This window comes from Kastovskya adunca (assembly GCF_059505785.1).
In genome coordinates this window covers 125247-138013 of the sequence record NZ_JCACLG010000049.1, presented here as the reverse complement: position 1 = coordinate 138013, position 12767 = coordinate 125247, and the positions used below count along the sequence as shown (strand labels likewise).

The window sequence follows — 12767 nt, the reverse complement described above, 5'->3', positions numbered from 1 at the left end:
AAAGTTTCTCCCCAGCTACCCATCAAGTCTCAACTCTTTGAATCCGTGGCAGGTAATCAAGCCTAGCTCCGCTGAGGTTGCTGTCTTGGCTAGCCTCATGAGGCGATCGCTCTTTCACAAATTCCCCCACCTGTTCTGGTTCTATTGCTTGCAGTGCTTGCAATAACTCTGCACTTTGCTCTAGCAACTGAGTGACATCAATACCTTCATAAGTGGGTTGGTAATCTCTCAGGCGTTTGATTCCTTCGCCTAGGAGAATCACGGCTCCCCGCCAGTTGAGATTGCCGAGGTGGTAACAGCCAACTGCAGTTTGCAGCACTCCCTGGTAAAACCGTTTATCGGGTTCCGAGGCTTCCATCCACAAAGCTTCCAGGGTGTCATGACAGGCATAAAAGTCCTGCCGATTAAACTGCTCGACACCCTGCCAAAATTCTTCTGGTGGTACTGTCGAGTTCATGCCATGCTTTGTCGCACCGTTTCTAGTTCTTCGCTAGAAATCTCCTGCTTATCCCCGGCAAACTCATTATCAGGTGTCAGGAATAACATGCAGTGGCATTCTTTGCGCTCGCGCATGGGGATGCAAGGACAATTCCAAAACGTTGCTTTTACTTCCGCTTCTTTGTCTTCATAGTGACGGCAAGGGCATAAAGGAGCACCCAGTTCATCTTTGTGTTTAGCCAACCCTTCAATTACTACAGCAGTCACCGAAGGGTCAACACAAAAATAAGTTCCGGTACGTTTTGCATAGGTTTCCGAAAAATGCTTCATTGCCTCCAAACTTTTTTCAGTGGAGAAATTTTGAGTTTTTGATGAAGTCATAAGTAAAAACTAGGCTTTTTGTGGATGTTTTCTTTGCATTGTACCCTAGGGCTTGTTCCCAAGACGCTACAGTTCATGTACCTCGGCGGCAAATTAGTGCATCCATCATCCTCGCTGCGTTCATGGCGATGTCTCCTGGAATTATGCTCGCTTCCTAGCTCTGGACAACTGAGGGTATTTTTTGACAAAAAGTTAGCGGCGGTTAGAGCATTTTGCCCAAAGCCGGAAGATTAACTCTTTGCCAGCAGATACTATGCTCAAAGTACAAAGATCTTTGACAGCAGAAATATAAAGTTGCGTAGTCTGTAATGGTAATAGTTCTTACAAATGACGACGGCATCGATGCTCCAGGTATCCAGGCTCTTCAGAAAGCCGTGAATGGGAAAGGCGTACTCATTGCTCCCCAAGATCATCTTTCCGGTTGTGGTCATCAGGTAACGACAGTGCAGCCAATTCAAGTTTGCCGTCGCTCCGATACGGAATATGCGATCGCTGGTACTCCTGCTGACTGTACTCGCCTTGCTCTGACTCATCTTTGCCCGAATGTCAGTTGGGTGCTTTCTGGTATCAATGCTGGTGGGAATCTGGGAGTTGATGTTTATATCTCTGGCACTGTGGCAGCGGTGCGGGAGGCGGCAATGCATGGTGTTCCGGGAATTGCAATTTCCCACTGGATTAAACGACCGTTGGTTGTTGATTGGGACGTGGCGGCACGTTGGACAGCAAGAGTTTTGGCGGATTTGCTTCATCGCCCCATAGAACCCGGAAGCTTTTGGAATGTGAATTTGCCCCATTTAGAAGCCGGATTACCCGATCCACCGATAGTATTTTGCCAACCGAGTACGCAACCCCTGCCCGTTAATTATCGTGTTGAGGGTAATGATTATTACTATGTGGGGGAATATGCCGCACGCGATCGCGCCCCCAAAACAGATGTTGATGTCTGCTTCTCAGGTAACATTGCTGTGACGCAAATCCGTCTATAACGGGAGCCTTCTCACAGTTAAGGGTAAAATTCCTCTGGTAGGAATTGGAGAAGGATCGTCATGCGAATTTTGATCATGGGTGGCACGCGCTTTATCGGTGTTTACCTGACAAAACTCTTGGTAGAACAGGGACACGAGGTAGTGCTGTTTAACCGGGGAAACAAGCCTGCACCTGTAGAGGGCGTGCAACAAATTCACGGCGATCGCCAAGATGCCTCTCAACTCAAAGAGAAATTATCCTCGGAAGATTTTGATGCGATCTTTGACAATAATGGTCGCGAACTCAGCGATACCCAACCCCTAGCAGAAATCTTTAAAAACCGGGTAAAGCACTTTATCTATATGAGTTCGGCTGGTGTTTATCTCAAATCTGACCAGCTACCCCATAGAGAAGGCGACGCCGTCGATCCCAAAAGCCGCCACAGCGGTAAGCACGAAACAGAAGCTTATCTGCAAGAACAGCAATTACCATTTACAGCGATTCGTCCCACCTACATCTATGGCCCTCAGAATTACAATGATCTGGAAGCCTGGTTTTTTGACCGGATTGTGCGCGATCGTCCTATTCCCATTCCTGGTAATGGCTTGCATATCACTCAGTTTGGGCATTGCCAAGACTTAGCCAGAGCCATGTCGCAGGTTTTGGGGAATGAAAAAGCGATCGGGCAAATTTACAATGTATCCGGCGATCGCTACGTTACTTTTGAGGGTATTGCCCGTGCTTGTGCCGAAGCCGCAGGTAAATCATTAGACTCAGTAAAAATTGTTCGCTACGACCCCAAACAATTTGATTTTGGCAAGCGCAAAGCTTTCCCCATCAGAGTTCAGCATTTTTTCGCTGATGTCCATAAAGCTATGACTGACCTCAACTGGCACCCAGAGTTTGACCTCGTAAGCGGTTTGAAGGATTCCTTTGAAAAGGATTACCTGACTTCTGGACGTAACAACGCTGAAGTAGATTTCTCCCTCGATGAAGAGATCCTCAAAGCGATTTAGCCGCCGTGAAATTTATCGAGCGGCTTGGGCGTTCTGATTGTTCTCAGAGGTAGGAACAACAACGTACTGATTAGCCTCTTCATTCTCAGCAAGAGGTTGCAACTTGCCTTGACGCACTAAAGCTTGATAAATCAATGCGGCTGCAGCACCCCGATTTAGAGGGTCGTTAGGATTAAGAACTTTGGGATTGGGATAATTAACAACCATACCTTCCTGCGTAGCAGCCGCTACCTTTTCAACGGCGTAGTCCGGAATCTGCTCCGCATCTTGATAGTAGGATTGCACGTAGTCTGGTGCGGCAGGCTCCGCAGCTTTTGAGTCTGTAGCTGTTGTTGCTGGAGTCACAGCAGCAGGTATTAGAGTCGCTGTTTTCAACACCGGCTCCATCAGGGCAGAAAACGCTAGTGGAAAGAATATCGGTTTCTTGCTAGCTCGCCGTTGCTGGGCTGGAGTGGTAGCTGCCGCTGTAGTGGCAGGATTGTAGCCTAGCTCTAGACCGTTAGTTAATGAAACTATCGCTTGAACTCTTGAAACTTCCTGTTGCGGCAAAAACAACCGTCCAGGAAAGCCTGTCATGAATCCTGTTTCATAAGCTTCCTCAATCGGAGGAGCTGCCCAATAGTTGTTGGGGACATCATTGAAGACACTACCACTAGGTATTGTCTTCTCCCGCTCTTGATTAAACGCTTGACGAATCATGGCAGCAAACTCGTCACGATCTACAGGCTGCTCCGGTCTAAACGTGCCATCAAGATATCCTTGGATAATGTTTTGCTCGGCTAAAACTCGGATAAACGGACTTGCCCAGTAGTCGGGCGTGACATCGGGGAAACCTCCTACTTTGGGAGTGGCGGTTGGACTCTCTTGGGCGAAAGCAGTAGAAGCCCTGTGAGATGTTACCCAGCCGACGACGCTACTGACACCGATTCCTAGAGCCAGCAGTGTGGCACCTAGGGAGGAGTAATTGAAGTGATGAAGCATCAAACTCCCTCCTTATTTTCTAGATAAATTTTTTATGGAATAGCAATCGAGCCTAGCAACCAAAGTCTAGGGAGTTGTGTCACTAAGCTCGAAACGGGAAAGCTTTAGTTAAACGCGCTTATCTCGGTCTACAACTGGGTTACCTTTAACATCCACGTCTAGCTCTTCACGACGCAGTTTTTCGTTGACTTCAACTGTATCCTGCTTAACTTCTTTCCTGATGTCAACTTCCTCACGCACAAAAGCTTGCTTGCCGACCTCAGCTGTCTCTTCGTAAACTTCCACTCGTGCTACTTGACCTTCGCGGAAGTTGGCTTCTCCAGGGGCAGCTGCGCGACTAGCACCGGTAGGATTGTGCCGCTCAACAACCACGCGCTCTTTCTCCACAGGGATCGAAGCTCTTGCTGTTTCGGTTTCAACATGTTTGCCTACTGTGACATCACCGGTCTTTTGACGGTGTTTATTTGCCACTAACCGCTCTTCGTACAGCCGGAATTTTTGATGATTTTGCTCATTCATCGTGTACATGTCTGGCTCTCGGTCGTACGTATAGGTACTGCGATCATAGTCAGGCACACTAGGCTGACGAGTAGGACGTGGAGCGGGTTGAGAAGTTGCTTCAACAGTTCCTGATGCTTCGACTGGCGGCGACATTTCTACAGGTATTGAGGCTTCTGTGGTGGGAGTACGATAAACACCCCGTACTCGCTCTTCGTAGTCGTAGTCAACTGTCAGGCTGTCATCGTACTCAGGCAGGTGTTCCGCTTGGTCTTTGCTTGTAATCCCTGTCGCGTAAACTCGTTGTGCCCTAGCATCAACCTGGCAACGACCGACTGGCAGCAAAACCTTTTTGCCAAAAATCCAGAAGCCTGTGTCAATCACTAGATACCGAAAACGTCCGCTATCGTCAACTAATGCATCGTGGATGGTACCAATCTTCTCTTCTGTTCGTCCAGCGTAGACATTAAGACCTTTAATATCTTCACCATCAAATGCTTCTTCACGGTAGTTAGGATTGAAATCCTTAATTTTGTAAAGTGCCATACTATCGTCTCCTAATTAAGTTAATGTACATCATTAATAACTACTCATACTTTAGGTTTTTATTAATAATGAAACTTCTTTCTTACGAGGTATTCGTTAAATTAGGGTGCTAACTAAAATGAGCGAGCAAACTGTATTTTTTGCAAAAGACTTCTGCCATTTGGAAGATTGACTTTTACCAAAAGATTTGCAAAGCTGCATAAGCTTTAAAAAATAAAATTTTTGTTAAGTCACAGAAGAATTTTTTCCAGGGTCTTGAGTCAACTCCATTTTGAGGAGTATAGCGTTTTCAGCATACAGTTAAGTTATGTATCTGTTAGTGGGTAAGGACTCAAGCTGTTTATTCAAAAACCAAGGCGTTTAACCTAGACCTAGACAAGGTTTATTTTATTGTTGACCATTTGTTTATACTCTATTTATTTGAAAAACTTCACTTCACAGGTCAAATTCTTATTATCGGGTAAGATTTTATTCCTAAAATTGGATAGATATACTTATTTCAACAAGAAGAGATTTCAACAGCAAAAAAATTACAAAAGTTTAAAAATGAGTGAATTATTTTAACTGCCGTTCTATCCAACGGCAGATATGAAAACTAACAGTTATACCTAAAATAAGATGCCATGATACTTAAATCATCGGTAAAAGCTAACAAAGTCTAGGGAGAGCAAACAGAGTTATGTCTTATATAGATCGTCGTGATGATATGGTTGCCGAATCAGCTGTAGTCAACCCAGTGGTTGACTACCATGATCGGGTTCGGTGGGGCCCAATCATTGCAGGAATTGTCATTGCGATCGCCACTCAACTGATTTTGAGCGCTTTAGGAGCGGCCATTGGGTTTTCCGCTAGGGCTGCTAATGGTTGGGCTGTAGGAATTTGGGCAATCGTTAGTTTGCTGATTTCCCTATTTCTTGGTGGTTGGGTGATGGCTCGCACCTGTGGCCCAATGAACAGTAAAACGGCTCTGTTGAATGGTGCTATTCTTTGGGCAACCACATTGGCGGTTAGTTCTTGGTTGCTAGCGAGTGGTGTAACGGGAGCTTTTGGAGCGGTTGCTGCCAATGCGGGGGAGGTTCTCAATCAGGTGCAACAACCAGGCGGAGTTGAGCTGCCAAACCAAGCGCCCAACATAAACGAAGCACAGGTTGCTGCCAATGCAGCTAGGGCTTCTTGGTCGTTTATTATTGGCTCCTTGCTCGGTTTAGCCGCAGCGATGATTGGTGCTTCTGTAGGAGCTAGAAAGCCCAGAAGGCATACAGCTTAATTAAGACATTTAAGTTAAAAGACTTAAAAAAACAATCATTAGCTGTCAGCGGTCTGACTATCAGAGACTGCTGATGGCTGATTGATTTTTTGAGGGAAAAGATAAATAACACCAGAAATGACGGTGAGGGCGACACAAACCCAGAAGAGGAGCAAAGAAGGAGTTGTCCAGGCTTCAGATAGCGGAGCAATCAGGAGAGCGATCGCCACAATTTGACTCACTGTTTTTAGCTTACCCCAGATATTCGCTCCAGAGATGCTGGTATTACCTGTGAGGGTAGGACTGACTCGCCAACCCGCGATCGCCAACTCTCGCCCCAAAATCACAAACACCCCCCAAGCCGGCACCTGACCCAATTCAATCAATGCCAGCAGGGGAGCTAATACCAATAACTTATCTACTAAGGGGTCAAGAAACTTACCCAGTTCAGTGACTTGGTTCAACTTCCGAGCTAGATAGCCATCGAGCCAATCCGTACTAGCGGCAAGAAGAAAGACGCCAAAACAAATCCAACGGGTTTGCTCCGTGGGGTTATGAAGCCAATACAAGATAAAGGGTAATCCCAGTAAACGGGAAAAGGTAATCCAATTTGGTAAGGTCATAAACAAGCCTATGAGTAAACTATCTGTTTTAACTCATAGTTTATAACTCAGGTGTTGGCACAACAAAAGTACTTGTTTCTTCCTCAATTTGCCTCTAAGCTATTCCACCTTTAACTTGTAGGCTTGGTTCTTTTATTAAGTCAGAGATAAATGGTAAATATGTTCTGCATCTTTTGTCTCTAACTTCTAATCCTGTGCCATCAATTGAGTCATGGGTTTTAGATATACGGTAACTTACAACTCCTAGTCCTCTCCTCTCCCATCTCCCCATCAAAAAAATCCCTCAAACATTTGCGGGACTTTGTATGGTTTTTACTTTTGTGTATCTCAGCTGGTGGCACGTTCTCAGTCAACTACTCTGAATCAGGCGAAGGATTCGTCACGCTTTATAGCTATAAACTCAGTATCAACGGTCGATTTTATTGAAACTAGTTTATATGGAGTGGGAGTTACATTTTATTGTGCAGGGCGGACAGGATACAGCCTTGAGAAGACTGGTTAACACGCGCCGCGTGTCTTTACAACTGCCAGAATAGTTTTTAAAATCAGTGCCAAGTCGTAGGAAATAGACCATTTCACTTGGTAGTCTAAATCCATACAGACGATATCTTCAAAGTTTTTCACTGTTGAGCGACCGTTGGCTTGCCATTCTCCAGTGATTCCAGGCTTAACGAAAAGACGCTTGTGGTGGTGACTTTCGTAGCGATTAACTTCGTCTAAAGTAGGAGGTCGGGTTCCTACTAAGCTCATTTCTCCTTTCAGGACATTCCAAAACTGGGGGAATTCGTCTAAGCTTGTACGACGCAGAAAGCGACCAATACTGGTGACGCGGGGGTCATTTTCATTTTTAAAGATGTGACCGCTGGCTTTGTTTTCTACTAGGTGCTTCAGTTGGTCAGCGTTAACAACCATGGAGCGAAACTTCCAGATCCGGAAAGGATTCCCGTTCACACCACAGCGCATTTGGCTGTAGAAAATTGGCCCTGGGCTGTCGATTTGCATCGCGATCGCGATTGGTAGCGCGATGATGACGGTAATCATCAAGCCAACTAAAGCTCCACAAATATCTATGACGCGCTTAATTCTGTTGGTGACAGAAGGATGTACCTGTTGCTGAAGAGCCGATATCTCAACAGAACTAACTAAAACAGGTGCATCAATCGATAAAGCTGGCATTTTAGATGTGCTAATCACAGTTAACAATTCAGTTATCGACAGGTCGGTCGGTAGGCAATCTGTTTGTCAATATATGGGCTTCTTTAACAGGACTGGTATAACAATGAGTTCACTTTACATAATCTTTATATTTCTTCGTTCTTTTTTAAAGCTTATGTATTTTTACGGAGATAACTGAGAGGAAGTATTACGAATTCGTTACACTTTTGCCTTCACTGTGGTCATGTTCAACTCGATAGCTAGAGGTTCGTCTAGTTTTTGACTCGTCCCCAACAGAATCGCTTGGAAGTATTGGCGCAGGCGTTGGCATTGTTCTACATTGGCGTGATAGGACTGATTCTCAACTAGCTCAAACAAGGGAGCAGCGATCGCTTCATAATCTTGGTTCTCGCGAGATTCCTCTGCTAGCCAGTTCATCTGAGCTGTTGAGGGTACCAAACCAGACGGTAGTTGACCATTGAGAAATGCCAGCAAGCGATCGCGACAGGCGCGGGTATTTACTCCTCGATGTTCGAGCCGTTGCATAATCTCCTTGACACTATAGGCGCGTTGCTCTGACTCTGGATTAGTGAAAGCACCTATAAGCTCCAACAGCAGGAAAAAGTCACTATACTGCTGCTGGGAGTGGTTCAGCACTTGGGGATAGAGCGCTAAAGTCGCTAACCCAGCCGCAACAACACAGCTAGTGGGTGAACCAATATCCTGAATCAGCGTAGCGTTGGGGAATTTTTGCTGGAGCCACTTGGACTGGGCAATTAAGGTAGCCGTACCCCCGCTACAAATTACTTGATAAATTCCTTGTTCTGAGATGCCCGTCTGCACCAATAACTGATTAATTTCAGCATTGAGCCGGGTCAAAAAAGGTTGAATAACTTTGTCTTCCAGAGCTTGGCGGCTTACAGTACAGCAGTCGATGCCAAATTCAAAGCTAAATTCCTGGCGATGTTGCAGAATCTGCTTGATGTACCCCGCCGTTTTTAGTAGAGTTTGACCGAGAGCCGAGCGCTGCAATAATACCGCAAGGCGATCGCGCATTTCGGCATCTGGCTCTACTGGAGTGGGTAACAACAGAGACAGGGACTGGCGTTGCTCCTCTGACAGTTGAGGAACGAGCAACTGGTAGACAATATCTTGTTCTATCGCCATACCAGCGTAGGGGCAAGTACGGACGCAAAAATCACTATGGGTTAAATTAGTGTAATTCTGTGGGAGATTACCTAGCGCCAGTTCAGTTGTGGTTGTCCCGATATTAATCACCACCGTACCGCCATTGTGAAGGGCAAACGGTGTGGGGTGTTGTTCGTCCCCATGGCGAGGACTAGGTAAACCAGCTAGAACTGTGGCGATCGTATCCTCTAGGAAAAAAATTTGCTCCGGATGCTTAACCAGCTTGGCTCCTAAAACCGCTTCTCTGACATTGAAGCGATAAGTCTCGCTCCACGCTGCCGGGTAGCCCAGAATGACGCCTTTGAGCTTGCCCAAGGCTTCTACTAGGGCGGTAGCAGATAAACCGCTTGCTGATACCTGCACCGAGCGATTAAAGTCCTCACTTGCTGGTGACAGCGTCGCCAATAAGGTTTGTAAACTTCGCTGTACCCAATAAAGTGAAACCAAACGCCCAGAATCAAGCTGTACAGTGGGTTCCCAGCGCTGCTGTTGGGACGAGTAGTAGGGAATGGCGAGATTTAAGTAAGGCTTGAAGTGTTGCAGAAAGACCTTACTGTGGTTATTTGGCAGAGTCGAACTTAAGCCAGCGACACTCAACCGTGTCTCAGATTGGGGTTCGGTGCTGGGTTCAACACAAATGACCGCAGGTAACCGGAAGCTAGACTCCTCCCCTTCTTGGCTCACCGATGACCAAGACAGGGGATATAACTGGGCGATCGCTTCGTTTAAGAGGACAGCAGACATCCCCGTTGTCCCGAAGTCAATCCCTAGATACCAATCATTACTCATAGGTCTGGTTGCTTTGAGGGAAAAGGCAATGGGCTTTGGGCATCAAAGGTGATCGCGGTTGTTGAGGTTTTGTCTACTGGTGGCACGAGAAAATAAAATTCAAAAGTGGACTTTTCGCTCTGAGAGTCTACTCGGTTTTTTCTTGATTTTCCAGTTGTTCGGGATTTACAGCGTCTGATTGCGATCGCTCAAAATTATTTTGCGGCGACTCTGTTGGCTGATCTTGAGTCCCACTGCCGGATTCTACCTCCGAAGTGGTTTCGCTTTCTGGCTCAACATTTAGTTCAGCACTAGCGGAGGCTTCCGAGTCCATCTCTTCCGGCGGTGGAATTGTGTCTTGATTATCCTCAGAGATTTCTTCCGTTACCTGAGCGATTTCCAAGGAGAAATCTGCCTCAGACTCCACTATCGAGATTGCTTCTTCAGAGGTTATGGCGGTCGATTCATGATCTACCCAACCCATGAACATCTCATCAGCAATCTCGTCTTGTTGATCCCAATCAAAAGCTTCTGGAAATAAATCCGGAGTTAAAGCTAAATTGGCTGACGGTGTTACTTCCTCTGTTCCTAAGTTAGGGGCTTCCTCCCAGACTGTGTTTGGGGAAATTTCCGCTTCAGCCTCTGGCTCCTGATAGCCTTGTTGATCCTTTGCTTCTCCCGCCTCTGTCACGGCTTCTGAGGAAGAAAATTCTGGATCGATATCAAACGCTTCTGGTGGTGGCAATGTGTCTTGAGTATCCGATGACTCTGGCGATGTTTCCTCCCCGTTGAGCAGCGTTACCTCATCTAAGGTGAGTTCTTCAGTGGGAAATAAACCAGGGTCGAAATCTGATTCTTCTGCTTTCAGGGAAGAGGTTTCTTCCCCTGATGTTGTGTCGAGCTGATACTCTCCATCTTCTGCCAGAACCTCAGTTGGATCAGGGAAGGTTTGGTTACCTGGGTTGAGTCCGGCGGTGGATTCGGGAGGATTCCTCTCAAACGCTTCTGTATCGGCGGTTGGTGTTCTCTCCGTTAGAGGGTTCTCCAATGTTGACGGTTGCGGTAGTCCTAAACCTTCAAAGCGGTGGAGGTCTTCGCTTAATTGCTGGAGTGTTGTTTGATCTAGCCGTAAGTCTCGATTTTGTTCGCGCGATGCGCGATCGCTGCTCAACAAATCTTCATTAGGGGAGGCAGGGTCATAATTTTCTTCTGTGGCGCTCACTGTTGATTCACCCCAGCTTGAAAATCCTGAAAATTGGTCAGGAGAATTTGGGGAATTGTCTGCCTCGATCCCCATTTCTTCAAATAAATCTGTCAGAGCATTGATTTTTTCGCTCCGCTCGGAATCTTCCGTACCTTCTGGATCAGGCAGGACATCAACGTTAGGTAGCGATACATCTACCGCATCCACCCTGTCAGTTGTGGTCGCCTTATCCGGTAAATCAGCATCTAGAAATCCTATTGGCGGCGAATTTGGAGAAAACAAAATCTCTTCCCAAGAACCAGTTGACTGCTCCAAAGGCAACGGCGTTTCTGGAGTTAAATTTGCCGGGTCTGATATCCCATCAAACAAGGCGTCCTTCATCTGAGTTGAAAGGGAATTGACGGGTTGACTCAGCGGTGGCTGTTGAGCCGCCGGATCGATTTCAGGTGCCGTCTGTGATGCGATCGCCTCTTCCGCCTCGGCACCTACTAAGTCAGGCTCATCTAACGGTAATGGTGGGCTAACCGCATTAGTTCCAAAGAGACTTTCGTACAACTCGTCAATTTCCTCTGGAAGGCGTTCCCTCCCTTCTACGCCAGAGGGGGAACTTTCTAGTTGACTGAGCCACGCTTCAAGTTCCTGCCTATTTGACAACTCCGGCACCAGGACGCCCTCAGTTTCGGGAAATAGGGATTGAGACTCATCCAGGTCTATCTGGATTAACGCGTCCATTGCCTCAGCATCTGGTAGTGTTTCCTGGCGATCGCTGTCCTCATTCAGAGGAGGAGTGTCTTGGTTCTGGTCTTCCTCTTCTGAGGGGGTGTTAGGAGCCGTACCTGTTGAGGTCATCTCCATACCCGCAAAGGGGAACTGTGATGGTTTGGCTACACTCGGTTTCGCCAGAGTATTTAGGCTTAACTCCAAAGGTGGGAAGGGTTCTGAGCCAACTGGCGGCATCGTTTGGCTGCGGTCTAAAACGTCATCTGCATTCTTTGGCAAGGATTCCAGAGTTGAAGTTTCTTTCCCCAGTTGTTGTATTAGGCGATTAACCAGCACGGTAAACATCATCTCTGTGCGCCCGCCCAGGTTATGCATGTTTTCTAGTCCTTGGGCTAGGGACTCCTGATAGCTTTGAAGATTGCGCTGGAACGTCTCGAAGATGATGCGTTGATTTTCGTCCAGGGTAAGGATTAATTGATCAAACTGGTTGGGGACTTGACTCAGTTGCTCTAGGTGTTGGGGTTGGGTAGGTAAGGAAGATGGAGTGTTCAGACGTTGGTTAAAGCTGTCTTGCCATCGCTCCATCAACGCTTGAGAAAATTCAGCGAGCAATTGCTGTTGATCTGCTGTTTGTTCGCGAGGCGCTTGATTTTGTTGCCGAGTCGCTTCGAGTTGCCGTATTTCTGCTAAGAGGGACTCTCGCTGTTGACGCAGGATGGCAACATCGGCTTGTAAGGGTTGGAGTAATTCTGAGCGCAGAATATCAACGGCTTGAGAGACGGATTGCCCAATCGGTTGATTTAGCTCCGACGGAACGGTGTTGGCGGCGGGTAATGGCTCCGAAGCCGCCTTTTTTTGCTGGACAACGAGATAGCTCCGCACTCGTTCGAGAACTTGACGCAAAGCCGCGCTATCTCCTGGCTTATACCAGGGAAGATGAGAACCGGCATTGGGCAAAATGCGGTCAATATCAGCAATGAGGTCTTGAATATCCTTCTGAGAAGTCACGGTGGAACCCAAATGCAAGAACGAGCGTG

At 46.9% G+C, this 12767-nt stretch carries 11 protein-coding genes; 3 read left to right on the top strand and 8 right to left on the bottom strand.

All coding sequences use genetic code 11. The features are described 5' to 3' along the window. Positions 1 to 22 precede the first annotated feature (22 nt). Together AC5JR3_RS19515 and AC5JR3_RS19510 are read right to left on the bottom strand one after the other, a co-directional pair. Positions 23 to 457, bottom strand: a complete 435-nt coding sequence (locus AC5JR3_RS19515) for a DUF309 domain-containing protein (protein ID WP_495848224.1) — start codon at positions 455 to 457, stop codon at positions 23 to 25. Further along, positions 454 to 819: a ferredoxin thioredoxin reductase catalytic beta subunit gene (locus AC5JR3_RS19510; protein ID WP_495848223.1), complete on the bottom strand. Its 366-nt coding sequence runs from the start codon at positions 817 to 819 to the stop codon at positions 454 to 456. The genes AC5JR3_RS19515 and AC5JR3_RS19510 overlap by 4 nt, the downstream gene beginning before the upstream one ends. A 308-nt stretch (positions 820 to 1127) precedes the next feature. Here AC5JR3_RS19510 and surE point away from each other — a divergent pair, with 308 nt between their 5' ends. Both surE and AC5JR3_RS19500 read left to right on the top strand, forming a co-directional pair. Beyond that, a complete protein-coding gene (surE, locus tag AC5JR3_RS19505; protein WP_495848222.1) occupies positions 1128 to 1805 on the top strand; it encodes a 5'/3'-nucleotidase SurE in 678 nt (225 codons plus the stop codon). A gap of 60 nt (positions 1806 to 1865) precedes the next feature. Beyond that, positions 1866 to 2801 carry an NAD-dependent epimerase/dehydratase family protein gene (locus AC5JR3_RS19500; protein WP_495848221.1) on the top strand — a complete coding sequence of 312 codons (936 nt, stop codon included), beginning with the start codon at positions 1866 to 1868 and terminating at the stop codon, positions 2799 to 2801. 12 nt (positions 2802 to 2813) lie between these two features. On the opposite strand, the gene AC5JR3_RS19495 is transcribed toward AC5JR3_RS19500, so the two are convergent. Next, the gene (locus AC5JR3_RS19495; protein ID WP_495848220.1) at positions 2814 to 3782 is read right to left on the bottom strand and encodes an S-layer homology domain-containing protein; all 969 of its coding nucleotides are present in this window, start codon (positions 3780 to 3782) and stop codon (positions 2814 to 2816) included. 108 nt (positions 3783 to 3890) lie between these two features. Continuing rightward, the gene (locus AC5JR3_RS19490; RefSeq protein WP_495848219.1) at positions 3891 to 4826 is read right to left on the bottom strand and encodes a DUF2382 domain-containing protein; all 936 of its coding nucleotides are present in this window, start codon (positions 4824 to 4826) and stop codon (positions 3891 to 3893) included. Between the two features lie 679 nt (positions 4827 to 5505). On the opposite strand from AC5JR3_RS19490, the gene AC5JR3_RS19485 reads away from it, so the two are divergent. Then, a complete protein-coding gene (locus tag AC5JR3_RS19485) occupies positions 5506 to 6093 on the top strand; it encodes a hypothetical protein (protein WP_495848218.1) in 588 nt (195 codons plus the stop codon). A gap of 38 nt (positions 6094 to 6131) precedes the next feature. Here the strand turns inward: AC5JR3_RS19485 and pgsA are convergent, their stop codons facing one another. The 4 genes from pgsA to AC5JR3_RS19465 all read right to left on the bottom strand — a co-directional run bounded on the left by pgsA (position 6132) and on the right by AC5JR3_RS19465 (position 12738). Continuing rightward, positions 6132 to 6695, bottom strand: a complete 564-nt coding sequence (gene pgsA / locus AC5JR3_RS19480; protein ID WP_495848217.1) for a CDP-diacylglycerol--glycerol-3-phosphate 3-phosphatidyltransferase — start codon at positions 6693 to 6695, stop codon at positions 6132 to 6134. A 498-nt stretch (positions 6696 to 7193) separates the two neighbouring features. Further along, entirely contained in the window at positions 7194 to 7871 is a 678-nt protein-coding gene (locus AC5JR3_RS19475; RefSeq protein WP_495848216.1) for a sugar transferase, read from the bottom strand. A gap of 198 nt (positions 7872 to 8069) precedes the next feature. Beyond that, the gene (locus AC5JR3_RS19470) at positions 8070 to 9827 is read right to left on the bottom strand and encodes a hypothetical protein (RefSeq protein WP_495848215.1); all 1758 of its coding nucleotides are present in this window, start codon (positions 9825 to 9827) and stop codon (positions 8070 to 8072) included. A gap of 127 nt (positions 9828 to 9954) precedes the next feature. Next, on the bottom strand, positions 9955 to 12738 hold the full coding sequence (locus tag AC5JR3_RS19465) for a hypothetical protein (protein WP_495848214.1): 2784 nt from the start codon (positions 12736 to 12738) through the stop codon (positions 9955 to 9957). Between the last annotated feature and the right edge of the window lie 29 nt (positions 12739 to 12767).

Coding starts and splice junctions, on each gene's coding strand:
- AC5JR3_RS19510 (WP_495848223.1), bottom strand. CDS start 819: ATGACTTCATCAAAAACTCAAAATTTCTCCACTGAAAAAAGTTTGGAG.
- AC5JR3_RS19490 (WP_495848219.1), bottom strand. CDS start 4,826: ATGGCACTTTACAAAATTAAGGATTTCAATCCTAACTACCGTGAAGAA.
- AC5JR3_RS19500 (WP_495848221.1), top strand. CDS start 1,866: ATGCGAATTTTGATCATGGGTGGCACGCGCTTTATCGGTGTTTACCTG.
- AC5JR3_RS19495 (WP_495848220.1), bottom strand. CDS start 3,782: ATGCTTCATCACTTCAATTACTCCTCCCTAGGTGCCACACTGCTGGCT.
- AC5JR3_RS19470 (WP_495848215.1), bottom strand. CDS start 9,827: ATGAGTAATGATTGGTATCTAGGGATTGACTTCGGGACAACGGGGATG.
- surE (WP_495848222.1), top strand. CDS start 1,128: ATGGTAATAGTTCTTACAAATGACGACGGCATCGATGCTCCAGGTATC.
- AC5JR3_RS19475 (WP_495848216.1), bottom strand. CDS start 7,871: ATGCCAGCTTTATCGATTGATGCACCTGTTTTAGTTAGTTCTGTTGAG.
- AC5JR3_RS19515 (WP_495848224.1), bottom strand. CDS start 457: ATGAACTCGACAGTACCACCAGAAGAATTTTGGCAGGGTGTCGAGCAG.
- pgsA (WP_495848217.1), bottom strand. CDS start 6,695: ATGACCTTACCAAATTGGATTACCTTTTCCCGTTTACTGGGATTACCC.
- AC5JR3_RS19485 (WP_495848218.1), top strand. CDS start 5,506: ATGTCTTATATAGATCGTCGTGATGATATGGTTGCCGAATCAGCTGTA.